This window comes from Pseudomonas brenneri (assembly GCF_007858285.1).
Classification (GTDB): Bacteria; Pseudomonadota; Gammaproteobacteria; order Pseudomonadales; family Pseudomonadaceae; genus Aquipseudomonas; species Aquipseudomonas brenneri.
The window spans coordinates 301,378-326,044 of sequence record NZ_VFIL01000008.1; the positions used below are offsets into that span (position 1 = coordinate 301,378).

The 24,667-nt window shown below is 62.3% G+C and carries 18 protein-coding genes and 1 pseudogene; 10 read left to right on the forward strand and 9 right to left on the reverse strand.

Annotated features, from left to right (window positions below):
* Positions 1-8: 8 nt before the first annotated feature.
* From prmA to FJD34_RS19440, 6 genes and pseudogenes are all read right to left on the reverse strand, one after another.
* Positions 9-887 carry a 50S ribosomal protein L11 methyltransferase gene (prmA, locus tag FJD34_RS19415; RefSeq protein WP_090292876.1) on the reverse strand — a complete coding sequence of 293 codons (879 nt, stop codon included), beginning with the start codon at positions 885-887 and terminating at the stop codon, positions 9-11.
* A gap of 272 nt (positions 888-1,159) precedes the next feature.
* Entirely contained in the window at positions 1,160-2,521 is a 1,362-nt protein-coding gene (accC, locus tag FJD34_RS19420; protein ID WP_032859825.1) for an acetyl-CoA carboxylase biotin carboxylase subunit, read from the reverse strand.
* Between the two features lie 17 nt (positions 2,522-2,538).
* Complete coding sequence (accB, locus tag FJD34_RS19425; protein WP_029297651.1) at positions 2,539-3,003, reverse strand: acetyl-CoA carboxylase biotin carboxyl carrier protein; 465 nt, start codon at positions 3,001-3,003, stop codon at positions 2,539-2,541.
* Positions 3,004-3,027: 24 nt separating this feature from the next.
* Entirely contained in the window at positions 3,028-3,483 is a 456-nt protein-coding gene (gene aroQ / locus FJD34_RS19430) for a type II 3-dehydroquinate dehydratase (protein WP_032859824.1), read from the reverse strand.
* Positions 3,484-3,785: 302 nt separating this feature from the next.
* Positions 3,786-4,301: pseudogene (locus FJD34_RS28890) on the reverse strand (methyl-accepting chemotaxis protein); the annotation flags it as partial.
* 1,501 nt (positions 4,302-5,802) lie between these two features.
* Complete coding sequence (locus FJD34_RS19440; RefSeq protein WP_090292879.1) at positions 5,803-7,473, reverse strand: GGDEF domain-containing response regulator; 1,671 nt, start codon at positions 7,471-7,473, stop codon at positions 5,803-5,805.
* A gap of 275 nt (positions 7,474-7,748) precedes the next feature.
* Here FJD34_RS19440 and FJD34_RS19445 point away from each other — a divergent pair, with 275 nt between their 5' ends.
* The 4 genes from FJD34_RS19445 (at position 7,749) to speA (ending at position 12,157) form a co-directional block, all read left to right on the forward strand.
* Positions 7,749-8,816 carry a DUF2333 family protein gene (locus tag FJD34_RS19445; RefSeq protein WP_032859820.1) on the forward strand — a complete coding sequence of 356 codons (1,068 nt, stop codon included), beginning with the start codon at positions 7,749-7,751 and terminating at the stop codon, positions 8,814-8,816.
* 3 nt (positions 8,817-8,819) lie between these two features.
* On the forward strand, positions 8,820-9,356 hold the full coding sequence (locus FJD34_RS19450) for an NUDIX hydrolase (protein ID WP_032859818.1): 537 nt from the start codon (positions 8,820-8,822) through the stop codon (positions 9,354-9,356).
* Between the two features lie 319 nt (positions 9,357-9,675).
* Entirely contained in the window at positions 9,676-10,047 is a 372-nt protein-coding gene (locus FJD34_RS19460) for a translation initiation factor Sui1 (protein WP_029297635.1), read from the forward strand.
* A gap of 196 nt (positions 10,048-10,243) precedes the next feature.
* A complete protein-coding gene (gene speA / locus FJD34_RS19465; protein WP_065942402.1) occupies positions 10,244-12,157 on the forward strand; it encodes an arginine decarboxylase in 1,914 nt (637 codons plus the stop codon).
* A gap of 129 nt (positions 12,158-12,286) precedes the next feature.
* Here speA and FJD34_RS19470 read toward each other — a convergent pair whose 3' ends face one another.
* Positions 12,287-13,630 carry an MATE family efflux transporter gene (locus FJD34_RS19470; RefSeq protein ID WP_032859813.1) on the reverse strand — a complete coding sequence of 448 codons (1,344 nt, stop codon included), beginning with the start codon at positions 13,628-13,630 and terminating at the stop codon, positions 12,287-12,289.
* Positions 13,631-13,789: 159 nt separating this feature from the next.
* On the reverse strand, positions 13,790-14,089 hold the full coding sequence (locus FJD34_RS19475; protein WP_090292880.1) for a DUF6124 family protein: 300 nt from the start codon (positions 14,087-14,089) through the stop codon (positions 13,790-13,792).
* 467 nt (positions 14,090-14,556) lie between these two features.
* Here FJD34_RS19475 and FJD34_RS19480 point away from each other — a divergent pair, with 467 nt between their 5' ends.
* Positions 14,557-19,458 (forward strand): alpha-2-macroglobulin family protein, encoded by a 4,902-nt coding sequence (locus tag FJD34_RS19480; protein WP_090292882.1) that lies wholly within the window; start codon positions 14,557-14,559, stop codon positions 19,456-19,458.
* A gap of 74 nt (positions 19,459-19,532) precedes the next feature.
* Here the strand turns inward: FJD34_RS19480 and FJD34_RS19485 are convergent, their stop codons facing one another.
* The gene (locus FJD34_RS19485; RefSeq protein ID WP_032859808.1) at positions 19,533-19,826 is read right to left on the reverse strand and encodes a hypothetical protein; all 294 of its coding nucleotides are present in this window, start codon (positions 19,824-19,826) and stop codon (positions 19,533-19,535) included.
* A 99-nt stretch (positions 19,827-19,925) separates the two neighbouring features.
* On the opposite strand from FJD34_RS19485, the gene pbpC reads away from it, so the two are divergent.
* The 5 genes from pbpC (at position 19,926) to FJD34_RS19510 (ending at position 24,623) form a co-directional block, all read left to right on the forward strand.
* On the forward strand, positions 19,926-22,256 hold the full coding sequence (gene pbpC / locus FJD34_RS19490) for a peptidoglycan glycosyltransferase PbpC (RefSeq protein ID WP_050593336.1): 2,331 nt from the start codon (positions 19,926-19,928) through the stop codon (positions 22,254-22,256).
* 86 nt (positions 22,257-22,342) lie between these two features.
* Positions 22,343-22,651, forward strand: a complete 309-nt coding sequence (locus tag FJD34_RS19495) for a MazG-like family protein (protein ID WP_032859807.1) — start codon at positions 22,343-22,345, stop codon at positions 22,649-22,651.
* Positions 22,644-23,393, forward strand: a complete 750-nt coding sequence (locus tag FJD34_RS19500) for a methyltransferase (RefSeq protein WP_032859805.1) — start codon at positions 22,644-22,646, stop codon at positions 23,391-23,393. Before FJD34_RS19495 ends, FJD34_RS19500 begins: the two co-directional genes overlap by 8 nt.
* Positions 23,394-23,417: 24 nt before the next feature.
* Positions 23,418-24,020, forward strand: a complete 603-nt coding sequence (locus FJD34_RS19505) for a DUF4136 domain-containing protein (protein WP_029297619.1) — start codon at positions 23,418-23,420, stop codon at positions 24,018-24,020.
* A gap of 45 nt (positions 24,021-24,065) precedes the next feature.
* On the forward strand, positions 24,066-24,623 hold the full coding sequence (locus tag FJD34_RS19510; protein ID WP_090292883.1) for a DUF4136 domain-containing protein: 558 nt from the start codon (positions 24,066-24,068) through the stop codon (positions 24,621-24,623).
* Positions 24,624-24,667: the final 44 nt, after the last annotated feature.

Sequence of the window (24,667 nt, forward strand, 5' to 3'; positions counted from 1 at the left end):
CGCTCATTCTAGCGCCGACGACCGCTGATGCGTACCCAGCCATCACGGTTGGCGATGGGGTCCAGGTCAAAGTCCTGGGCATAGGCGGCGGCCACTTCTTCGCCCTGTTCGGCGAGGATCCCCGACAGCGCCAGGCGCCCGCCAGGCTTGACCAGGCTCGACAGTTGCGGGGCCAGCGATACCAGCGGCCCGGCAAGGATATTGGCGACCAACACGTCGGCCTGCACCTGGGGCAATTGCTCTGGCAGGTACAGTGGGAGTTTGCTTTCAGCAATGTTATTGCGCCCGGCGTTATCGCGGGAGGCTTCCAGGGCCTGCACGTCGATGTCTGTGCCGACGGCTTCCTTGGCGCCTAGTAGCAGCGCAGCGATGGCCAGGATGCCCGAGCCGCAACCGAAGTCCAGCACGTTGCAGTCCTGCAAGTCCTGGCCGTCGAGCCATTCCAGGCACAGGGCGGTGGTCGGGTGGGTGCCGGTGCCGAACGCCAGGCCCGGGTCCAGCAGCAGGTTGACGGCCTCAGGCTCCGGGGCGGCATGCCAGCTTGGCACGATCCACAGGCGCTGGCCGAAACGCATGGGTTGGAAGTTGTCCATCCAGCTGCGTTCCCAGTCCTGGTCTTCGATCACTTCACTGTGGTGCTCGGGCAGCGGGCCGCCGGTCAGCAGTTCCATATGGGCAAAGACACTGGTGGCGTCGGTGCCGTCTTCGAACAGGGCCAGCAAATGGGTGTGGGACCACAAGGGGGTGGTGTTCAGCTCGGGCTCGAAAATCGGCTGGTCTTCGGCGTCCATGAAGGTCACCGACACGGCGCCCACTTCGAGGAACGCGTCTTCATAGGTTTCGGCTTGTTCTGGGCTGATGGCGAGACGGACTTGCAGCCAAGGCATGGCGGGCACCTTTGAAAAAATGAGTGTGCAGCGGGGGTGGGGCTGCGAAAGGGCGCAAGTTTACGCGAGCGGCGAGGATAAGACGACAGTGCAAGTTACACACCAATCAAATGTGGGAGCTGGCTTGCCTGCGATAGCATCACCTTGGTGTAACTGATGCACCGAGGTGCCCGCATCGCAGGCAAGCCAGCTCCCACAGGGCTTTGTGGTGTTCTTGCGTGCCCATGAATGACAAAACCGCCCGAAGGCGGTTTTGTGGGTAGAGCACAAACTTACTGGTTGGCCAGCTTGTGTTCCAGGTAGTGAATGTTCACACCACCTTCGCAGAAGCCTTCATCACGAACCAGATCCCGGTGCAGTGGGATGTTGGTCTTGATGCCGTCGACCACGATTTCGTCCAGGGCATTGCGCATACGGGCCATGGCCTCGTCGCGGGTGGAGCCCCAGGTGATCAGCTTGCCGATCAGCGAGTCGTAGTTCGATGGAACCTTGTAGCCGCTGTACAGGTGCGAATCGACGCGAACGCCGTTGCCGCCTGGTGCATGGAAATGCTTGACCAGGCCAGGGCTTGGCATAAAGGTCTTCGGGTCTTCGGCGTTGATCCGGCACTCCAGGGAGTGGCCGTGGATCTTCACGTCATCCTGGGTGAAGGACAACACGTTGCCAGCGGCGATGCTGAGCATCTCCTTGACGATGTCGATACCGGTGACCATCTCCGAAACCGGGTGCTCTACCTGCACACGAGTGTTCATCTCGATGAAGTAGAAGCGGCCGTTCTCGTAGAGGAACTCGAAAGTCCCGGCGCCACGGTAGTTGATATCGATGCAAGCCTTGACGCAGCGTGCCAGGACTTCCTGACGTGCTTTTTCATCCAGGCCTGGTGCCGGAGCTTCTTCCAGTACCTTCTGGTGACGGCGTTGCAGCGAGCAATCGCGGTCGCCCAGGTGGATGGCGTGGCCCTGGCCGTCGGACAGTACCTGGACTTCCACGTGACGTGGGTTGGTCAGGTATTTTTCCAGGTAGACCATCGGGTTGCCGAACCAGGCGCCCGCTTCCGAGCGAGTCTGCTTGGCCGCTTCGATCAGGTCTTCTTCCTTGTGCACCACGCGCATGCCGCGACCACCACCGCCACCAGCGGCCTTGATGATCACCGGGTAACCGACTTCGCGACCAATGCGCAGGGCGGTTTCCTCGTCCTCAGGCAGCGGGCCGTCGGAACCTGGAACGGTTGGCACGCCGGCTGCGATCATGGCGTCCTTGGCCGACACCTTGTCGCCCATCAGGCGAATGGTCTCGGCTTTCGGGCCGATGAAGGCGAAGCCGGATTTTTCCACCTGTTCGGCGAAGTCGGCGTTTTCCGCGAGGAAGCCGTAGCCAGGGTGGATGCCATCAGCGCCGGTCACTTCAGCCGCGGCGATGATGTTCGAGACCTTCAGGTACGAGTTCGTGGCCAGGGGCGGGCCGATGCAGATGCTCTCGTCCGCGAGTTTCACGTGCATCAATTCGGTATCGGCCGTCGAGTAAACAGCGACGGTCTTGATGCCCTCTTCCTTACAGGCGCGCAGGATCCGCAGCGCGATCTCGCCGCGGTTGGCGATCAGGACTTTTTGCAGTTTCTTCGCAGGTTTCAACATCGAAGGCGCTCCGCGGTTCAAACGATGGTGAACAGCGGCTGGTCGTACTCAACCGGCTGACCGTTTTCTACCAGGATGGATTCGATGACGCCGGCTTTTTCGGCCGTGATGTGGTTCATCATTTTCATCGCTTCCACGATGCAGATGGTGTCGCCCACTTTCACGGTCTTGCCCACTTCAACGAAGGCTGGCGAGGTCGGTGCCGGGGTGCGGTAGAAAGTACCGACCATTGGCGACTTGACCACGAAACCGTTGAGCACTGGTGCGGCCGGTGCGGCGGGAGCTGCGGCAGCAGCAGGTGCGGCAGCCGGAGCAGCAGCGGCTGGAGCCGGTGCTTGCATCTGTGGCGCGTAGAACTGTTGGGCCGGGGTCTTGCTGTGACGGCTGATCCGTACGGATTCTTCGCCTTCCTTGATTTCCAGCTCGTCGATACCGGATTCTTCCAGCAGTTCGATCAATTTCTTAACTTTACGGATATCCATGAATCATCAACTCCCAAGGGTCGGTCAGGGGCGTTTAGCCTGTTCTTCAACGTGTTCCAGGGCGGCCTCCAGGGCCAGTCGGTAACCGCTGGCGCCAAGGCCGCAGATCACTCCTACCGCTACGTCGGAGAAGTAAGAGTGATGGCGGAAAGCTTCGCGTTTATGCACGTTCGATAAATGCACTTCGATGAATGGGATGCTCACCGCCAGCAGCGCGTCACGTAATGCAACACTTGTGTGCGTAAAAGCGGCGGGATTGATCAGGATAAAGTCCACGCCTTCGCTGCGCGCGGCGTGAATGCGATCAATCAATTCATACTCGGCATTGCTTTGCAGGTAGAGCAGATGGTGGCCGGCTTCACGGGCCCGTCGTTCCAGATCGAGGTTGATCTGTTCGAGGGTGACTGCACCGTATACACCCGGCTCGCGGGTGCCGAGCAGGTTCAGGTTGGGTCCGTGCAGAACCAGTAAGGTCGCCATCGGCTGTTCCTTGTTATTGGATGTGGGTACGTCAGAACCCGGCGACTATGCCGCAAAGCCTTTGTGACTGTCCAGTTCTCTGCAATAGCCAGCACGATTAGCGAGGATTGCGCAAAGTATGTGACCGGGGCGCACGATCCGGTCATTGGTAATACGGTCCTGAGTACGCAGGAGATCAAAATGTGGGAGCGGGCTTGCTCGCGAATGCGGTGTATCAGTCAACATGTCCATCACTGACCCACCGCATTCGCGAGCAAGCCCGCTCCCACATTTTTGATTCCCGTCTGATTTGGGAGATGGCGTCAGACGCGGAAGGCCTGCACGGCCGTATTAAGTTGCCCGCCGAGTACTAACAGGTGCTCGCCCTGGCTGCGACCCTGGCCAATGCGCAGCAGGTTGTCCTCACCCAGTTGATGAATACGCTCACTGTTATCACGGATTTCACTGACCGCGCCGCTCTGCTGGGCCGTTACATCGGCAATGCGGATGGCTGTGTCGGAAATGGTCTGGATTGCGCCGACGATTTCATCCAGCGCGCCGTCGGCGGCCTGGGCTTGCTGGGCGGTGGCTTCGGCGTGTTCGACCTGGGCGCGCATGCCTTCCACCGATTGCCGGGCGGCGGTTTGCAGGCCGGCGATCAGGGTCTGGATTTGGGCGGTGGCGCCCGCGGTGCGCTGGGCCAGGGAGCGCACTTCGTCGGCGACCACGGCAAACCCGCGCCCGGCTTCACCGGCGCGGGCGGCTTCGATGGCAGCGTTGAGTGCCAGCAGGTTGGTCTGGTCGGCAATCGAGCGAATCACGGTCAGCACGCTGCCAATGGTGGCGGACTCTTCGGCGAGTTTTTCGATCATCTGCGCATTGTCCTGCACCTCGCCCACCAGCGCGTGCAGGCCGGTCAGGCTCAAGCCGATCACCCGCTGGCCATGCTCCACGGCCTCGCCGGCGCTGCGGCTGGCCTCGGCGGCCTGGCTGGCGTCGCCCGCAACCTGCTGGATCGTGGCTTCCAGTTCCCCTAATGAATCGCGGATTTGCGCAGTGTCCCCGGCCTGGCGTTCGGCGCCGTCATGCAGGCCGCCGCTCAGTTCGGCCAGGGCGCGGCTGCTACCGGCCACTTCTTCTGCGTTGGTGCGGATAGTCCCCACCAGGTTCACCAGGTAAGCACGCAGGCGATTGAGCGAGGCTTCAATATCATGCAGTTCGCGGTTGGTGTGGCCCAAGGCAATTGGCTGGCTGAAATCCCCTTCGGCCCAGGTTGAAAGGGCCGGCGCCAGGCTGGTGAGCACTCGCGCCAGGCGCCGTTGCAGGGTGTCGATGAGCAGGGCGATCAATAGGATCAGGCCGATCATCACGCCTTGGATCACCCGCACTTCGCCCTGGATCTTGCCGTGCTGGGCGCGTACCTCGGGCTCCAGCGCGGCGATGGCTTGCTGCACGGTGTCGATTTTCAGGTGAGTGGCAGCGGCCAGTTCTGCGCGCTTCTGGATTTGCTCGCGGGTACGCGCAAGCTCTGCCGGGTAGCGCGTGAGCAGGCTGTTGAGTTCGCGCTTGAGATTCACGCCAGTGTCTTCGGCGGTAGCGGTTTCGCTGCTTTCCAGGCCCATCAACGCAGAAAAATCATCGCTGTTGGAGGCACTGCTGGCGGTCACGCCCAGCAGCGGCAGTTGCTCAAGCAGGTCAGCCTGGCTGCGGATATTGGCCAGTTCACGTTCTACATCGGTGGCCAATTCACTGCGCCCGCTGCTCACCAGTTTGTCCCGCGCCAGGGACAGCTTGGCCAGGTGCTGCGAGGCTGCCAGCAACGGCGGCAGATAACGTCCTGCATCGGCTGAGCTGACGCCCATGGCGTACTGGCTCAGTTGTTCCAGGCTGGCCCCCAATTCCCGCTCGGCTTGCAGCAGCAAGGCTTGTGGGGCGCCGGCCAGTTTGCCGGCGGCCAGCAGGTCGGTCTTGCTGAAGCCATCGAGGCCGAGCAGGCCGGGCCGCAGTTTTTCGGTCAGTTCAGACGGCAATTCATCCAGGTGCAGCAACAGGTTTTCCAGGCTCTGGCCGGCAGCGCTCAGGCGCAAGGCGTCGCCGCTGGCCAAATAGTCGTCGATATTGCGCGCGGTCTGGTTCTGGAACGCCTGGGACAGGCCCAGATAGCGCTCCATCAATAGATAAGGGCGTTCGAGGGCCCGTTGCGACCACCAGAGCGTAGCGCCCAGGGCCAGGCAAACGGCGACCAGCAGAAGGGTGTTCAGATTCGTCAGCAGCTTCAGGCGCATGCGTGGTTTCAACCAACGGCAGAAGGAGTAAGTGCCTGAAGTTATTGCGTTTTCGTTACAGGGTTATGACCGAATCAGTGGATTCTGGTGAAAAGATGGCACTTTGCTTTGATGTGCGTGCGGCCTGGACTCGATTGCGTCCGGCGTCCTTGGCGCGGTACAGCGCTTCGTCGGCCTGGGCCGCCATCATCAGGCTGTCGGAACCGTCACACAACTCGACTACGCCGGCGCTGAAGGTGCACCACAAATCCTGGGGCTGGGCCGGATAATGGATTTCGGCAAAGCGCCCACGGATTTCGTCGAGCACCTTGCACGCGGCGTCCAGGTCGGTGTCGGGCATGACGATGGCAAACTCTTCGCCGCCGTACCGGCCGATATAGTCGGTCTTGCGCAGGCGCTGCTTGAGAAACAGCGCCAGGCTCTTGATCACGCGGTCGCCCATGGGGTGGCCGTGGCTGTCGTTGACCCGCTTGAAGTGGTCAATGTCGAGCATGGCAAAGCTCAGCGGCTTGCTCTCGCGGCGCGAGCGAAAGCTGCAATCTTCCAGCAGTTGCAGGATATGCGTGTGGTTGTACAGGCCGGTCAGGCTGTCGCGCACCATCCGCGCCTTGAGATGGCGGGCGCGGGCGGCGCGGTTGCGCACGGTGGTGATCAGGTGGCGCGGCTTGATCGGCTTGGTGAGGAAGTCGTCGCCGCCTTCGCTCATGGCATCGAGTTGCTTGTCCAGATCGTCCTCGGACGACAGGTAAATGATCGGCACGCTGACATAACGGTCATTGTGGCGAATCACCTTGGCCAGCTCGGTGCCGGTGCAGGCCGGCATGTACATGTCGAGAATGATCAGGTCGGGTTGGAAATCCGCCAGTTCGGCCATGGCCTGGATCGGTTCGATCAAGGTGCGGGTAACGATCCCGGCGCTGTTGAGCAGGCGCTCGGTGTGCATGGCCTGGGCCCGGGAGTCGTCGATGATCAGCACTTTATAAGGCTCGTACTGGGCGACGCAGGTCAGGACCTCGATTTTTTCCAGCAGGCTTGAGGCTTCCAGGGTGCCGGTCAAAAACTCCTGGCCCCCGGCGCGCACGGCGGCCAGGCGGGTGGGGGTGTCGGTTTCGTGCAGGCTGAAGAACAGCAGCGGCAGTTTCTGCTCCAGGCCTTCCTGGGCTTCGGCGGCCAGTGTCAGGCCCAGGCCGGTGCCGCAGAAGTCCACGTCCATCACAATCGCGGCCGGCAGGCGTTCGGCCATGGACGAGCGGAAGGCCGCCACGCTGTCCAGGGACAGGGCGCTCAAACCAAAGAATTCCAGTTGCTTGGCCAGGCGCTCGGCGCGGTCGTGATCGGCCAGCATCACGTAGATGGGTTTGCGCATCGGCGGCAGGAAGGTCTGGTCCAACTGGTCGCCCTGGCGCAGGCCGGTGCGTGACAGGCGCTGCATCAAGCGGTTGAGGTCGGTGATCAGATGGCTGCTCAGGCGACCACGGTTTTCATCCACCGCCTTGAGCGATTCGATGATGTGCCGGGCCAGTTGGCCGTGTTCGGGCTGTTCAAAACGCTCGGCAAACCGCAGCAGGCGCAAATTGGCCTCGCTGAGTTCGCTTAATTCGGCGTTCGACCACTCGCTGCGCTGCAAACGCTGCCAGATCTCAAGAATTTGACGCGCCTGATGAATTACCCGCTGGGCAAAGTGCTGCTTGAGACGCTCACGGCTGGGGTCTTCTGGCTCGGTCATATCCTGACTACTAGGTAAGGGTGCATGCTGAGATCGACTGGTGGCTCTATGCTAGCACCTCTTTTCCTTTGCACGAGTGTCATACGTCAATTAACTGCATCGTCCAAGTGATTCATTTGCTGACCGTTGGGTCGCATAGGCGCATCAGCGCCCATCCTTTATAGTTGAGTGCCATCTTTCTGCCAGCCCGATTAGAAAGCCCCGCACAGAGGGGCACGATGGGGTAGGGTTGTGGTCGTAGCTATTGAACTCAAGTGACTGAAAGGATATCCGCCATGCTGGACTGGAAAAACCGTGCAGGCAGCGCCCCAGGCCCAAGCCCTGCGCCCAAGTCGGCCTCCCGCAGCTATTTTCGTAACCTGCTGATGAGCCGTGCCCTGCTGACCCTGGTGGTCATATACCTGCTGGTCACCGGCGGCCTGGGTTGGTACTGGAGCCAGGAGCCAGCCTTGTTCCCGGTCCAGCAAAATGCACAAATGGCCGCTGAAAAAGACGGCAAGCAAATGGTCATCGGCTTCACCACCGTCGAAACCGTCAAGACTGTGATGGGCACCCTGCTTAACAAGCCTGGCGGCTACATTTCCAACGACCGTTTCCCGCCAGGGTTGTGGATGGACAACACGCCTAGTTGGGAATATGGCGTGCTGGTCCAGGTGCGTGACCTGACCCGGGCCCTGCGCAAGGACTTTGCCCGCTCGCAATCGCAATCGGCCGAAGACGCCGACCTGGCCAAGGCCGAGCCGCGCTTCAACTTTGATAACAAGAGCTGGGTGCTGCCCTCCAGCGAGTCGGAATACCAGGAAGGCATCAACTCCCTGAACCGCTATCAAGTGCGTCTGTCTGACCCCAACCAGAAAGGTGCGCTGTTCTATGCGCGTGCCGACAACCTCAACAACTGGCTGGGCGATGTCGCTACCCGCCTGGGTTCGTTGTCGCAGCGCCTGTCGGCCAGTGTTGGCCGGGTCAAGCTCAACACCGCGTTGAAAACCGAAGCGCTGGCGCCGGGCGAAGTGCCGCAGGTCGATGAAGAAGTGGTGGAAACCCCATGGATGCAGATCGACAACGTGTTCTACGAAGCCCGTGGCCAGGCGTGGGCCCTGTCCCACCTGTTGCGCGCGATCGAGGTCGACTTCGCCGACGTGCTGGCCAAGAAAAACGCCACCGTCAGCGTACGCCAGATCATTCGTGAGCTGGAGGCGTCGCAGGAAACCCTGTGGAGCCCGATGATCCTCAATGGTAGCGGCTACGGCGTATTGGCCAACCACTCGTTGGTGATGGCCAACTACATCTCCCGTGCCAACGCGGCGGTGATCGACTTGCGCCAACTGCTGAACCAGGGTTGAGTCATGGTCGACAGCACCAAGGAGGTCGCGCACCGCGCGGCCTCGGATGCCGAACACATTGCCTGGGTCGACGAGCAGGACAACCTGCTCGGCGCCCTGGTGCGCTCCGATTTGCGTGAGCGCGGGCTGATCGGGCGCGGCACCTACATCATGCTATTCAACTCAAAGGGTGAGCTGTGCGTGCATCGCCGTACCCTGAGCAAGGCCATCTACCCGGGTTACTGGGACGTGGCGGCGGGTGGGATGGTGGCGGCGGGCGAGAGCTATGAGCAGTCGGCGGCCCGTGAGCTGGAAGAGGAGTTGGGCGTCAGCGGTGTTGAATTGACCGCCCACGACCACTTTTTCTTCGAGGATACGGGCAACCGGCTCTGGTGCTCGGCGTTCTCGGCGGTCTGGGATGGGCCGCTGCAACTGCAGCCTGAAGAGGTGCTGGAAGCGCGCTTTATGAGCATTGAAGCGGTGCTTGCCGATATCGAGCAAAAGTCCTATTGCCCCGACTCCCTGGCTGCCTTAAAACGCTATCTGGCCGCGCGTCGCTAAAGTTGCATAAATTGGCGCCATTTGGCTCTTAGCAAGTAGGCTTTTTGCCGTTACACTGCGCGACTTTTCAAGCCGAACCGCTACAGCGTCTCCCCGGCCCCCTGTAGGAGCGAGCTTGCTCGCGAAAAATCCAATGCCACCGCGTGCTGCCTGAATGCCCGCGTTATCGTTGACGATTTTCGCGAGCAAGCTCGCTCCTACAGAGGCAAACGGTGAGGCCTGGGCGGTTCGGTAGCGCTGCCCCTGCCTGAGTGGGGCTTCGCGGTCAGCCGCCCATTGCGGGCACTGATCAGTCTTCATCCTCCCAAGAGGATTGCCGGTGGCCAAAAAAGCCGCATCCTTCGCCGCCCTTGGTGGCCTGGTGTTTTCCACCGACGCAGGTCGGCATTGCCCGGACTGTCGCCAGCCCGTGGACGCCTGTACCTGCAAACAGACCCTGATTCCCGAAGGTGACGGCATTGCCCGCGTGCGTCGCGAGAGCAAGGGCCGTGGCGGCAAGACGGTGACCACCATCACCGGCGTGCCCCTGGCAGCCGAGCCACTCAAGGAGTTGGCCACCGTGCTGAAGAAGCGCTGTGGCACCGGTGGCGCGCTGAAAGACGGGATTATCGAAATCCAGGGCGATCACGTCGAGTTGCTGTTGGCCGAGTTGATCAAGCTCGGATACAAGGCGAAGAAATCCGGCGGCTAGCAGCCTCTGTGAAACCCGCACCGACGAGCGCGCTCGTCGTCTTCATGGTTTCACAGAGCCTGTTCCTGACCGGTGTCTAAACTCTGTCCTGCAAGTGGGGTCTACCCCTCTCACAGGCAAATCGTCATTTTCACTCTTTAGACTGCGCCAGCCTCTGACTTGGGTGGCGCTCTTCGACTTTATATAGGGGACTTCGATGTCCGTACGACGCACACGCAAAGACGATGGCAGCCAATGGACAGTTGCGGACAGCCGCAGTGTTTACGGGATTCGCCATTGGGGGGCCGGGTATTTCGCGATCAATGATGCCGGTCGCGTTGAAGTCCGTCCGAACGGCCCGAACAGCTCGCCCATCGATTTGTACGAGCAAGTGGACGAGCTGCGCAAAAGCGGCCTGTCCCTGCCATTGCTGGTGCGCTTCCCGGACATCCTGCAAGACCGCGTGCGCCAGTTGACCGGTGCCTTCGACGCGAACATCGAGCGCCTGGAATACCAGAGCAAATACACCGCGCTGTACCCGATCAAGGTCAACCAGCAGGAAGCGGTGATCGAGAACATCATCGCCACCCAGGACGTGTCCATCGGTCTGGAAGCCGGTTCCAAGCCTGAGCTGCTGGCCGTGCTGGCCCTGGCACCGAAGGGCGGCACCATCGTCTGCAACGGTTACAAGGACCGTGAGTTCATCCGCCTCGCGCTGATGGGCCAGAAGCTGGGCCACAACGTGTTCATCGTGATCGAGAAAGAGTCCGAAGTGGGCCTGGTCATCGAAGAAGCCGCCAACCTCAAGGTCAAGCCACAGGTCGGCCTGCGGGTGCGCCTGTCGTCCCTGGCGTCGAGCAAATGGGCAGACACCGGTGGCGAGAAGTCCAAGTTCGGCCTGTCGGCGGCGCAACTGCTGTCGGTGGTCGAGCGCTTCCGCGCGGCCGGCCTGGACCAGGGCATTCGCCTGCTGCACTTTCACATGGGCTCGCAGATCGCCAACCTGGCGGACTACCAGCACGGTTTCAAGGAAGCCATCCGTTACTACGGCGAACTGCGCAACCTCGGCCTGCCGGTGGACCACATCGACGTCGGCGGTGGCCTGGGCGTGGACTACGACGGTACCCACTCGCGCAACGCCAGCTCGATCAACTACGACATGGACGACTACGCCGGCGTGGTGGTGGGCATGCTCAAGGAATTCTGCGACGCGCAGAGCCTGCCGCATCCACACATCTTCTCCGAAAGCGGCCGCTCCCTGACCGCCCACCACGCCATGCTGGTAGTGCAGGTGACCGACGTCGAGAAACACAACGACGACGTGCCGGTGATTGAAAACAAGGAAAGCCTGCCCGAAACCGTGCAATGGCTGGTGGACCTGTTGGGCCCGACCGACATTGAAATGGTCACCGAAACCTACTGGCGCGCCACCCACTACATGAGCGACGTGGCCACCCAGTACGCCGACGGCAAGCTGACCCTCGCGGAAAAAGCCCTGGCCGAACAGTGCTACTTCGCCGTGTGCCGTCGCCTGCACAACTCGTTGAAAGCCCGGCAGCGCTCGCACCGCCAGGTACTGGACGAACTCAACGACAAGCTGGCCGACAAGTACATCTGCAACTTCTCGGTATTCCAGAGCCTGCCGGACACCTGGGCCATCGGCCAGGTCCTGCCGATCCTGCCGCTGCACCGCCTCGACGAAGAGCCGCTGCGCCGCGCGGTATTGCAGGATCTGACCTGCGACTCCGACGGCAAGATCAAGCAATACGTCGACGAGCAGAGCATCGAGACCAGCCTGCCGGTGCATGGCTTGAATGACGGCGAAGACTATCTGCTGGGGATCTTCCTGGTGGGCGCCTACCAGGAAATCCTCGGTGACATGCACAACCTGTTTGGTGACACCGACTCGGTGAACATCTACCAGCGCGAAGACGGTTCGGTGTACAGCGCCGGGATCGAGACCCACGACACCATCGAAGACATGCTGCGCTACGTGCACTTGTCGCCGGAGGAGTTGATGACCCACTACCGTGACAAGTGCGCCAGCGCGAAGATCACGGCGGCGGAGCGTACGCAGTTCCTGGATGCGCTGCGGTTGGGCCTGACCCGCTCGTCCTACCTGTCTTCCTAAGACCGGCAGGCAGCGATTCAAACGGTGGGAGCCCGCTTGTGTAGGAGCGGGCTTGCCCGCGAAAGCAGTGGATCAGTCAATGCAGGTGCTGACTGATCCGCCGCCATCGCGGGCAAGCCCACTCCCACACTAGTTTGCGCCCAGCCAAAGCCCCTGCCGATTTAGCCGCCAGGCAATCGCCCACAGCGTCAAGCTACGCACCGCCATAAACAGCAGGAAGGTTATCCACAGCCCGTGGTTACCCAACCCCTGCAACCCCCACGCAAACGGCAGCATAATCAGCACCGTCAACAGCATCCCATTGCGCATCTCCCGCGCGCGCGTCGCGCCAATGAACAAACCGTCCAGCAGATAACTCCACACCGCAATCAACGGCAGCACCGCCAGGTACGGCAGGTAGATATCGGCGGTTGCGCGTACGCTGGGAATATCGGTTTGCATGGCGATAAACAAGTGGCCGGCGAAGGTGAACAACAGCACAAAACCGAGGCTGGCGATCAGCGACCAGCCGCAGGCCACTACCAGTGAGCGGCGCAAAGCCTGGCGATCACGGGCGCCGATGGCGTGGCCGCAGAGTGCTTCCACCGCGTGAGCGAGCCCGTCCAGCGCATGGGCCGTCAGCAATAGCCCATTGAGCAGCAGGGCATTGGCCGCGACAGTGGCATCGCCCAGCCGAGCGCCTTGCACCGTGATCATGAAAAACACCGATTGCAGCGCCAGGCTGCGGATAAAAATGTCGCGGTTGACCGCCAGCAGCGCACGCCAGCTTTGCCAGACCTTGAGCGCCGCCCAGGCGATATGCCCGGGGTAGGCGCGCAAGGCTTTTTGCGTGAGGGCCAGGCCGAGCAGGGCGCCGGTCCATTCGGCAATCACCGAGGCCCGCGCCGAACCGACCACGCCCCAGTCCAGGCCCAAAACGAACCACAGGTTCAGGGCGATATTCACAAGGTTTGTGGTCAGCAGAATTGCCAGCGGCGCCCGGGCGTTTTGCGTGCCGAGGAACCAGCCCACCAGCGCATAAGTGGCCAACGCCGCAGGTAATCCGAACAGGCGGGTGTGGAAAAACTCGCGGGTCAGTTGGTTCAGTTCGGCCGAAGGCTGCATCCATTCCAGCGCCAGATGACTCAGGGGAATGCCCACCGTGCCCAGCACCATCGCCAACCCTAGGGCCAACAGCAGGCCTTGCAGCAGGATTTGCCGCAGCGCCGCACCATCATTGCGTCCGGCCGCTTGCGCGGCGAACCCGGTGGTGCCCATGCGCAGAAAACCCATGGCCCAGGCCAGGAAGGTATACAGGCTGGCCCCCACGGCCACGGCGCCCAGTTGATGGGCGTGGGGCAGGTGGCCGATGACCATACTGTCCACCAAGGCCACCAGCGGCACCGAGATATTCGACAGAATCATCGGCGCGGCCAGGGCCCAGACACGGCGGTGAGTGGGACGGTGACGCCAGTCGGTGAGTAAGGTGGACATGCGGGCTCCTTGGAGGAGCGGCATTGTAACGCTGCATGGACAGCACCGCAGACACAATGTGGGAGCTGGCTTGCCTGCGATAGGGGTGTGTCAGGCAACTGATTTGTTACTGGTCCACCGCCATCGCAGGCAAGCCAGCTCCCACATTTTTGACCGCGTTTATGCCGGGGAATGCAGGCACTCGATGGAGCGGTCGACCGTGGTCTTGGCGATTTCCAGCAAATGCCACACCGCCAGCACCTTGGCCCGTTGGGTGCCGGGCAAGTGTTCGCCACAATCGAGCACGGTGGCCGAGGCGCTGTTCAGCAGGCTGGCGGTGTAGAGCAGGGAGTCTTCGAAACTCAGTTCTTCGCTGACCGAGTGGAAGCCCTGGGTCGGTAGATAGTGGCTGAGGGCGCGATTGAATGCGGCGCGGTCGTTGAGAAGGTCTGTCGGTGGGTCGGGGACAATCTTATGCATGGCTTAGCTCCGAATTTGATTCTGAAGCCGAACCTGTCGCGACTAAACGAAAGGTGGCGGCTGTACGCAGGTTAGTCGACCGGCAAAATCGGAAATCCGGCGCACCCGAAGGCGCCCTGCGCACAGCTACCATAAATGGACCATGCACCGAATTTGGATTCCGGGCGACTAAACCCGATCACTGATAAGCAGTGACGGACCGCAGACTAGTCACCCATCCCAACAGGCACAAGGCGCCAAGGATTGTCTAGGAAACGTCCTGCAATTTAAAGGGATGCGCCTTGCTGGCCCTTTACAAACCATGACCAACTGCCAGCCACCCCAGCGCTCCCACAGGGGATTTTCTACGCTTTTGAGGTAGTCGAGAACCAAACCGCCCTCCGTCGGTCAATGTGAGCAGCGCCACAGCCACTTGGCTGGCACTGATATATAGTTCACCTCTCAGACACCCCGACAACGAGTGCCCCATGCTTAACAAAGGATTGTTCCTGGCCTGCGCGCTGGCCCTGCTGAGCGCCTGCGATTCTTCCGATAAACCGGCTGCACCCACTGCCCCTGCGGCGGCGGTGACAGCGCCGCAGCCGGCCAAGGCTGCGGTGGATGTGGCGACGCTCAAGCAGCGTTATGCCGGCCGTGAGTTAAGCGTGGTGGACGTGTCTGAGGTGCAGCTCGATGGCGCCAGCACTTTGTCGGTGAGTTTTTCGATCCCGCTGGATCCCGAGCAGAAGTTCGCCGACAAGCTGCACCTGGTGGACAGCAAATCCGGCAAGGTCGACGGTGCCTGGGAGCTTTCCGACAACCTGATGGAATTGCGCCTGCGTCATCTGGAGCCCCAGCGCAAACTGGTGCTGACCGTGGACGCCGGGCTGCGTGGGGTCAACGACGCCAAGCTCGCCGCTGAATACACGGCACGCCTGGAAACCCGCAACCTGCAAGCCACCGTCGGCTTCGCCAGCCGTGGCACCCTGTTGCCGACCCGCCTGGCCGAAGGCCTGCCGGTGATCGCGCTGAATGTCGACAAGATCGACGTCGAATTCTTCCGCATCAAACCCGAGTCGCTGCCGGCGTTCCTCGCCCAGTGGGGCCGCAATACCAGCCTGCAAAGTTATGAATCCCGAGAGCTGTTGCCCATGGCCGATCTGGTGTATGGCGGCCGCTTCGATCTGAACCCTGCGCGCAATACCCGCGAAACCCTGCTGCTGCCCATCGCCGGTCTCAAGCAACTGCAGCAGCCGGGCGTGTACCTGGCGGTGATGCGTGCTTCGGGCACCTACAACTATTCGCAGCCGGCCACGTTGTTCACCCTCAGTGATATCGGTCTGTCGGTGCACCGCTACGCCAACCGCCTGGATGTGTTCACCCAGGCGCTGGAAGGCGGCAAGGCGCTGGATGGCGTCGAGCTGGAAATCCTCGATGCCGAAGGCCGCGTGCTGGGCCAGGGCAAGACCGAGAAGGGCGGCCACGCGCAACTGCCGCTGCCGAAAAAGGCCCAGGTATTGCTCGCCAAACAGGGCGAGCAGACCAGCCTGTTGCGCCTCGACAGCGCAGCGCTGGACCTGGCCGAGTTCGATATCGGCGGCCAGCCCGCGCACCCCCTGCAATTCTTTGTGTTCGGCCCGCGCGACCTGTACCGCCCTGGCGAAACCGTGCTGCTCAACGCCTTGCTGCGCGACAAGGACGGGAATGCCGTCAAGCCGCAACCGGTGAGCGTCGAAGTACGCCGCCCGGATGAGCAGGTCAGCCGCAAATTTGTGTGGGACGCCGATGCTTCCGGCCTCTATCAATACCAGCTGCAACTGGCCGGAGAAGCGCCGACCGGGCGCTGGCAACTGGTGTTCGACCTGGGTGACGGCAAGCCGCAACTGTATGAGTTCCTCGTCGAAGACTTCCTGCCCGAGCGTCTGGCCCTGGAGCTCAAGGGCAGCGATACACCGCTCAACCCTGGCGACAATGCGGTTATCCAGGTTAATGGCCGTTACCTCTACGGCGCCCCGGCGGCGGGCAATCGCCTGAGCGGGCAAGTGTATGTGCGGCCGTTGCGCGAGGCGGTCAAATCGCTGCCGGGTTATGAGTTTGGCTCGGTGACTGAAGAAGAACTGAGCCAGGATTTTGAACTGGATGAAAGCGTGCTCGACGCCAAGGGCGAGGAAAAACTCACCCTGGAAAGCAAGTGGAGCGAGGCCAAGTCGCCGCTGCAACTGATCGTCCAGGCCAGCCTGCAAGAGTCCGGCGGGCGCCCGATCACCCGGCGCCTGGTGCAGCCGGTATGGCCGGCCGAGCAACTGCCCGGCCTGCGTGGCCTGTTCGATGGCAAGGAAACCAATGGCGATGGCCCTGCGGAGTTTGAAGTGCTGCTGGCCAACCAGCAGGGGCAGAAACTCGCGGTCGACAACCTCAAGGTGCGCCTGATTCGCGAACGCCGCGACTACTACTGGAACTACTCGGACAACGATGGCTGGAGCTATCACTACAACGAGAAATTCCTCAACCTCGATGAGCAGACCGTCAACATCAAGGCGGGCGACACGGCCAAGGTCAGCTTCCAGGTGGAGTGGGGCCCGTACCGCGTCGAAGTCGAAGACCCGCAGACCGGCCTGATCAGCAGCCAGCGTTTCTGGGCCGGTTACCAGGCCCAGGACAACACCGAAGGCGGCGCCGTGCGCCCCGATCAGGTCAAGCTGGCGCTGGATAAACCGGCGTATGGCGATGGCGATACAGCCAACGTCACCGTTACCCCGCCGGCGGCCGGCAAAGGCTACCTGTTGGTGGAGTCCAGCGAAGGCCCGTTGTGGTGGCAAGAGATCGACGTGCCGGCCGAAGGCAAGAGCTTTGCGGTGAAGCTCGACCCGAAATGGTCGCGTCATGACCTGTATGTGAGTGCGCTGGTGATCCGTCCCGGCGAGCGCAAGGCCAATATCACGCCTAAACGCGCCGTGGGCTTGCTGCATCTGCCGTTGGATCGTACCCAGCGCAAACTGGGCCTGACCCTTAGCGCGCCGGAAAAAATGCGCCCCAAGCAGCCGCTGACGGTGAAAGTCGCAGCGAAAAACGCCGACGGCAGTGTGCCTAAGCAAGTGCATGTGCTGGTGGCTGCGGTGGACGTGGGTATCCTCAATATCACCGAGTACCCAACCCCGGACCCGTATTCCAGCCTGTTTGGCCGCAAGGCTTATGGCGTGGACCAGTTCGACATCTACGGCCAACTGATCGAAGCCGGCCAGGGCCGCCTGGCCAGCCTGGCCTTTGGTGGTGACGCGGCGCTGGCCAAGGGCGGCAAGCGCCCGGACACCAGCGTCACTATCGTCGCCCTGCAAAGCGCGCCGGTGACCTTGAACGAGAAAGGTGAGGGTGAGGTCAGCGTCAATATTCCCGACTTCAACGGTGAGCTGCGCCTGATGGCCCAGGCCTGGAGCGACGACCGCTATGGCATGGCCGAAGCCAAGACCGTGATCGCCGCGCCACTGATTGCCGAGCTGTCGGCCCCGCGCTTCCTCGCCGGTGGTGACCAGACGCGCCTGGCGCTGGACCTGTCCAACCTGTCGGGCAAGGCACAGAAACTGGATGTGCAACTGACCGCCGAAGGGCAACTGACCCTGCTGGGCGAGCCGTCCCACAGCGTGCAACTGACCGAAGGCCAGCGCACCACCTTGCAGATCCCGGTGCGCGCGCTGGGTGGCTTCGGCCAGGGCAAGGTCAAGGTCACGGTCAATGGCCTGGACCTGCCGGGCGAGAACCTGCCGGCGTTTACCCGTGAATGGACATTGGGCGTGCGCCCGGCCTATCCGGCGCTGCTCAAGCAATACCGTGCGGTGCTCAAGGATGAAGCCTGGAGCCTGCCAGATGCTGAGCTGGCCTTGTTTGAACCGGCTGGGCGTGAGGCGTTGCTGAGCCTGTCGAGCCGGCCGCCGTTGAACCTTGGCGAGCAGATTCGTGCACTCAAGGCCTACCCGTATGGTTGCCTGGAACAAACCGCCAGCGGCTTGTACCCGTCGCTGTATGCCGATGCCACCGTGCTGGCGCGCCTGGGTTTGACCGGCGAGCCGGATGCCGAGCGCAAGCGCAAGATCGAATTGGGTATCGAACGCCTATTGGGCATGCAGCGCTACAACGGCAGCTTCGGTTTGTGGGGCGCTGATGGCGAGGAAGAGTACTGGCTGACGGCCTATGTCACCGACTTCCTGCTGCGTGCCCGCGACCAGGGTTTTGCGGTGCCGTCTGAAGCGCTGAAGAAGGCCAGCGAACGTCTGCTGCGGTATGTGCAGGAGCGCAACCTGATCGAGGTCGACTACAGCGACAACGCCGACCACACACGCTTCGCCGTGCAGGCCTACGCCGGACTGGTGCTGGCGCGCAGTCAACAGGCGCCGTTGGGCGCGTTGCGTAGCCTGTTCGAACGCCGCAGCGATGCACGTTCCGGCCTGCCATTGGTGCAGTTGGCGATTGCCTTGCAAAAGATGGGCGACCAGCCCCGTGCCGACCAGGCATTGCTGGCCGGTCTGGCGGTGAAACGCAAAGCCAATGAATGGCTGGCCGACTACGGCAGCCCTCTGCGTGACCAGGCGATGATCCTGGCTCTGCTCGAAGAAAACGACCTGGCCAAGGGCAAGCGTGAAGAGCGTCTGTTCGAGCTGTCGGACCAGATGGCGGCCAGCCCATGGTTGTCGACCCAGGAGCGCAACTCGCTGTTCCTCGCCGGCCGTGGCCTGCTGGGCAAGCCGGAAATCAACTGGACTGCCCAGTTGCGCAGCGGCGGCGAAACCCGCGAGTTGAACAACGGCCAGTCCGGCCTGAAGCTGGAAGGTCCGTTGCTGGCTTCACCGTTGACCTTGCGCAATCAAGGCAGCGAGCCGATTTACCAGCAACTGAGCATTTCCGGTTATCCACAGCAGGCGCCAGCAGCCGGTGGCGAAAACCTGAGCATTCGCCGTGAGTACCTGGGCATGAATGGCCAGCCGTTGAACCTGCAGAACCTGCGCAGCGGTGATCTGGTGCTGGTACACATTGCCGTCAGCGCCAACAAGCAGCGGGTACCGGATGCACTGGTGGTGGACCTGTTGCCGGCCGGCCTGGAGTTGGAGAACCAGAACCTGGGGCAGAGCGCCGCCAGCCTGGAAAACGCCAGCAGCCAGGTCAAGGAGTGGCGTGAGTCGATGCAGAATGCGTCGATCAAGCACCAGGAGTATCGCGATGATCGTTATGTTGCCGCGCTGAACCTGGACGGCTATGGCACCACGCACTTGCTGTACCTGGCTCGTGCGGTAACGCCGGGGACTTACCGCGTACCGCCGCCGCAAGTGGAGTCGATGTACCGGCCGAACTGGCAGGCAGTGGGGGAAACCCCGGTGGATATGGTGATCAAGGGGCGTTAAGCGCCCCACCTGTGGGAGCAGGCTCTATCTTTAATGTGGGAGTGGGCAAGCCCGCTCCCACAGGTAAGGGGGTGTTAATGCACAACCCAACTGAGCAGCCACAGCCCCAGCATCAACCAGATAATCCCCATGATGATCGAGGCCCGCATAAATGCCCGGACTGCCGAATACAGCAGCATCAGGCCAATGATCAGGGTGATGATGCTGACGATCGAGGTATCCATGCCCAAGGTACGGGACAAGCCATCGATAAAATTGCCGCCGGCATTGGTCAGGGCGCCGAACAGGCCGCTGAGCCCGTCGACGATAAAACGGATGACCGAACCGAGCGCCTGGCCCAGCCATTCGAAAAAGCTTTCTACCTGCATATGAGTTTCCTGATGAAAGGGTGGGCGTATCTGCCGGACCTGAGCCTTTGGTCGTTAATCGCCTGGGCGAGTTCCCTTAAAGCATAGAGGTTTGCCCGTTTGAATTTGCGATTAGTTGCACGCTGGACCCTGGGTAGCCTGTTGTTGGTGATTGCCCTGCTCTGGCTGGCCGACCGCCTCTGGCCTTTGCCCCTGCCCAAGGACGACCTGGCCCGCGTGGTGCTGGCCGAAGACGGCACGCCCTTGTGGCGCTTCGCCGATGCCAACGGCGTATGGCGTTACCCGGTCGCCACCGGTGAAGTCTCGCCGTATTACCTCGATGCGCTGCTGACCTACGAGGATCGTTGGTTCTACCAACACCCCGGCGTCAACCCGCTGGCCCTGGTGCGGGCAACCTGGCAGAACCTCTCCGGTGCGCGGGTGGTGTCGGGCGGTAGCACCTTGTCGATGCAAGTGGCGCGCCTGCTCGATCCGCATTCGCGCACCTTGCCGGGCAAGTTGCGCCAGCTGTGGCGCACGGCGCAGTTGGAGTGGCATCTGTCCAAGGACCAGATCCTCAACCTGTACCTGAACCGCGCGCCCTTCGGCGGAACCTTGCAGGGAGTGGCGGCGGCCAGTTGGGCGTATCTGGGCAAGTCGCCGCAACAGTTGACCCATGCCGAAGCGGCCTTGCTCGCGGTGCTGCCCCAGGCACCCAGTCGTCTGCGCCCGGATCGCCATCCGCTGCGCGCCCAGGAGGCCCGGGACAAAGTGCTGCGGCGGTTGGCCGAGTTCCAGGTCTGGCCGCAACCGGCGGTCGACGAGGCCCTGGAAGAACCCCTGTTGCTGGCGCCGCGCCTGGAACCCAGCCTGGCGCCGCTGCTGGCACGCCGCCTGAACCGTCCCGACAGCCCGCCGCTGATTCGCACCACGATCGACGCGACCCTGCAACGCCGTCTCGAAGACCTGCTGCTGGGCTGGCGCGCACGCCTGCCGGAGCACACCTCGGCGGCCATCCTCGTGGTAGAGGAAGAAAGCATGGCCGTGCGCGCCTACCTGGGCTCGGTGGATATCAACGATGCGCGACGCTTTGGCCATGTGGATATGATCAGCGCCCTGCGTTCGCCAGGGTCGACCCTCAAACCTTTCCTGTATGGCATGGCCCTGGACGCAGGGCTGATTCATTCCGAATCGCTGCTGCAGGATGTGCCACGGCGCTATGGCGATTACCGGCCGGGCAATTTCTCCATGGGTTTTACCGGCGCGGTGCCGGCCAGTACGGCGCTCTCCAGCTCGTTGAACCTGCCGGCGGTGCAATTGCTGGAAGCCTACGGGCCCAAGCGCTTTGCCGGGGAAATGCGTATCGGCGGCATGCCCCTGGCGTTGCCGGCGCTGGCCGAACCGAACCTGGCGTTGATCCTCGGCGGGGCTGGCAGCCGTCTGGAGGACCTGGTCGGCGGCTACAGTGCGTTGGCCCGTGACGGCAAGAGCGCGGCGATCCGCTTGCAGCCTGGGGATACGCTCAAGGAGCGCCCATTGTTATCGCCGGGTTCGGCGTGGATCGTGCGGCGCATCCTTAGCGGCCAGGCACGGCCGGATCGTGATCCCCGGGCCGAGTTGGTACAGCGCCCGGTGCTGGCCTGGAAGACCGGCACCAGCTACGGCTTTCGCGATGCCTGGGCCATCGGGGTCGGGCCACGCTACTTGATTGGCGTGTGGATCGGTCGCCCGGACGGCACCCCGGTGCCGGGCCAGTTTGGCCTGGCCTCGGCGGCGCCGTTGATGCTGCAAGTGCACGATGTGCTGACCAACCGCGACAGCCAGCGCGGTATTACCGCGCCCGTCAAACCTGTGCCGATGAATGTCGGCGTGGCGGCGATCTGTTGGCCCCTGGGCCAGCCCATGAGCCGCAACGACCCCAATTGCCGGCGCCAGCGATTTGCCTGGACGCTGGACAACACCACGCCACCGACCTTGCAGGCCCTGGATCAGCCCTTGGGTGTCGGCTTGATGGAAACCGTGTGGATCAATGCCAAGGGTTCGCGCGTGGCCGCCAGTTGTCCGGGCGCGGTATCGCGAGACATTGCCCTGTGGCCTGCACCGCTGGAACCGTGGTTGCCGAGGATCGAGCGGCGTGACGCACGCATCCCTGCGCCAGACTCGGATTGCCCGCCGCCGGCGTTGGCGGCGTCATCGCCGTTATCGGTGGTGGGCGTGCGTGAGGGGGATCAACTGCGATTGCCGGCAGGCAGCCAACAGCAACTGCGCCTGAAACTGTCGGCGTTGGGCGGCAGTGGACGGCGCTGGTGGTTCCTTAACGGGGCGCCGCTGGGCGACAGTGCCAACCAGGACAGCATCAATGCCAGCCTGGAGCAGTTGGGACGCTATCAACTGAGTGTGCTCGATGAGGCGGGGCAGACGGCCAGGGTTGAGTTCAGCGTGGTTGATTAGATCGCGATGGCGCCCTGACAGGCACCGCAAATTTAGTTGCCATCCCCGCCTTTGAGCCCGAAGCTATACCCCTTCAGGAGCGCCCCATGAATCTCGAACACCTCACCGAACGCATGCATCGCATCCGCGATAACAACGACTGGAAACAGTTCCACAGCCCGAAAAACCTGGCTATGGCCGCCAGTGTCGAAATGGCTGAACTGGTAGAAATCTTCCAGTGGTTGAGCGAAGACCAATCCCGCCAGTTACCCGCCGACAAACTCGCCCACGCAGGCCAGGAAGTGGGGGACATCGTGCTCTATCTCCTGCTGTTGTGCGGTGAACTGGGCCTGGATATGAACCAGGTGGTAAACGCCAAGCTGGCCGATAACGAGCGGCGGTTTGCCCATGAGTGATCGTCATTTCGACCAGTTGGCCACGCGGTTTGCCGAGAAAATCTACGGTGGTGCCAAGGGCGCGATTCGCCTGGCGGTGCTGCAGGCCGACCTGATCGAGGCCCTGCCGGATCGCCCCTTGCGCGTGCTGGATATCGGCGCCGGCCTGGGCCATATGTCGTTGTGGCTGGCCGAACGCGGGCATCACGTGACATTGGCCGAACCTGCCGAGCCGATGCTGGAAGGCGCCCGCCAGCGTTTCGCCGAGGCGGGGCAGACTGCAACCTTCATCCAGGCGCCGTGGCAGGACCTGTTGGGTCAGCTCACCGAACCTTATGACCTGGTGCTGTGCCACGCGGTGTTGGAATGGCTGGCCGAACCCCATGCGATCCTGCCGGTGCTGCACCAGTTGACGACACCGGGCGGCTGGTTGTCCCTGGCGTTCTACAACCGTGATGCGCTGATTTACCGCAACTTGCTCAAGGGCCACTTTCGCAAGATGCGCAAGAACGACATGGCCGGCGAAAAACAGAGCCTGACCCCGCAACAACCCCTGGATCCTCGGGAATTGGCGGCGCAACTTGAAGGCTTGTGGCAGGTCGAAAGCCAGAGCGGGGTGCGGGTATTCCACGACTATATGCCGGTGGAGTTCCAGGCCCGCGCCGACTTGCAGGACTTGTTGGAGATGGAGCTCGCTCACCGTCGTCACCCAAGCTTTGCCGGACTTGGGCGTTATTTGCACTGGATCTGCCGTCCGGTTTAAGCGGCCCAGTCTGCGGAGATCGAAATGAAGCGCTGTGCATTGATCCTGCTGTGCCTGGGGCTGGGGGCCTGCTCCAGCAACAACCCGTATGTTGCGGCGTCCAAGCCGATGCCGCCGGCGCCTGCCCAGGCGGCCAACACCTTTGACGCCAGCGCTTACCCGGCGCCGGTGCGTGATTATGGCGCCTACCGCAACTGGGCCTGGCGCAACGGCCAGTTGCCGGCGGGCTCGGCCTGGGCAGATCCTGCGCAGATCGCCGAAGCCGTCAGCGGCGCCCTCGACCAACGCGGCCTGCGCCCGGTGCATGACCAGCGTGCGCCGGACCTGCTGGTCAGCGCCGATGTGCACCTGGAGAAGCGCCTGCGTCAGGTGCAGGACGATTATGGCTATGGCTACGGTGGCTACAATCGCTATGGCAACGGCTACGGCATGTACAACTCGGTGCCGATTGTGCGCACCTATGAAGTGCAGGTTGTGGTGGTCCGGGTCAACCTGTTCGATGCCCGCACGGGCCAGCCGGTGTGGAGCGCCAGCGCCGAAACGGGCAGCCAGGGTAGCTTGAGTGAACGCGGCGATGCCTTGCGCCAGGCTGTGCAGAAGGCGATGACGGCGTATCCTCCGAGTTAACAGCTATTCTCATCTCAGGTTGGGTTTGCCCTTTGGAGAACTACCATGTTGCGTCGTATCGCTTTGCTCGCTTTTGCCGTGCTGCTGGGCGGTTGCCAGACCAATCAGGTCAACCACGACTTTGACGCCAGCCGCGACTTTGGCGCCTACCGCAGTTGGGCCTGGAAAGACCCGGCGTTGCAATACCGTCCCGATGATCCACGGATCAAGAGTGACCTTACCGAACAGCGCATCCGCCAGGCGGTGGCCGACCAGCTCGACCAGCGCGGCCTGCGCCCGGCCGCCCCTGGGGCCAAGGCTGACGTGAACGTGCAGGCCTACCTGATCGTCGAAGACCGCCAGCAACAAGTCACCACCAACTACGGCGGCGCCTGGGGCGGCCCGTGGAATGGCTATTGGGGCGCGCCGATGTACAACGAAACGCGCAACATCACCTACAAGGTCGCCACCCTCCAGATCGACCTGCTGGACGGCAAGGACGGCAAACTGGTGTGGCGCGGCAGCGACGAGCAGATGATGAGCAGCTCGCCCAACCCGCAAGACCGCAGCGCGGCGATCCGGGCGACGGTGACCAAGGTGCTGTCCAACTACCCGCCACGCTAAGTCACGCTCGGCCGGTCCCGATTTGTGTCACAAGCACCGATCAA

Bases quoted from the DNA above. Each gene is read 5' to 3' on its own strand.
- prmA (WP_090292876.1), bottom strand. From the start codon at position 887: ATGCCTTGGCTGCAAGTCCGTCTCGCCATCAGCCCAGAACAAGCCGAA.
- accC (WP_032859825.1), bottom strand. From the start codon at position 2,521: ATGTTGAAACCTGCGAAGAAACTGCAAAAAGTCCTGATCGCCAACCGC.
- accB (WP_029297651.1), bottom strand. From the start codon at position 3,003: ATGGATATCCGTAAAGTTAAGAAATTGATCGAACTGCTGGAAGAATCC.
- aroQ (WP_032859824.1), bottom strand. From the start codon at position 3,483: ATGGCGACCTTACTGGTTCTGCACGGACCCAACCTGAACCTGCTCGGC.
- FJD34_RS19440 (WP_090292879.1), bottom strand. From the start codon at position 7,473: ATGACCGAGCCAGAAGACCCCAGCCGTGAGCGTCTCAAGCAGCACTTT.
- FJD34_RS19445 (WP_032859820.1), top strand. From the start codon at position 7,749: ATGCTGGACTGGAAAAACCGTGCAGGCAGCGCCCCAGGCCCAAGCCCT.
- FJD34_RS19450 (WP_032859818.1), top strand. From the start codon at position 8,820: ATGGTCGACAGCACCAAGGAGGTCGCGCACCGCGCGGCCTCGGATGCC.
- speA (WP_065942402.1), top strand. From the start codon at position 10,244: ATGTCCGTACGACGCACACGCAAAGACGATGGCAGCCAATGGACAGTT.
- FJD34_RS19470 (WP_032859813.1), bottom strand. From the start codon at position 13,630: ATGTCCACCTTACTCACCGACTGGCGTCACCGTCCCACTCACCGCCGT.
- FJD34_RS19475 (WP_090292880.1), bottom strand. From the start codon at position 14,089: ATGCATAAGATTGTCCCCGACCCACCGACAGACCTTCTCAACGACCGC.
- FJD34_RS19480 (WP_090292882.1), top strand. From the start codon at position 14,557: ATGCTTAACAAAGGATTGTTCCTGGCCTGCGCGCTGGCCCTGCTGAGC.
- FJD34_RS19485 (WP_032859808.1), bottom strand. From the start codon at position 19,826: ATGCAGGTAGAAAGCTTTTTCGAATGGCTGGGCCAGGCGCTCGGTTCG.
- FJD34_RS19495 (WP_032859807.1), top strand. From the start codon at position 22,343: ATGAATCTCGAACACCTCACCGAACGCATGCATCGCATCCGCGATAAC.
- FJD34_RS19500 (WP_032859805.1), top strand. From the start codon at position 22,644: ATGAGTGATCGTCATTTCGACCAGTTGGCCACGCGGTTTGCCGAGAAA.
- FJD34_RS19505 (WP_029297619.1), top strand. From the start codon at position 23,418: ATGAAGCGCTGTGCATTGATCCTGCTGTGCCTGGGGCTGGGGGCCTGC.
- FJD34_RS19510 (WP_090292883.1), top strand. From the start codon at position 24,066: ATGTTGCGTCGTATCGCTTTGCTCGCTTTTGCCGTGCTGCTGGGCGGT.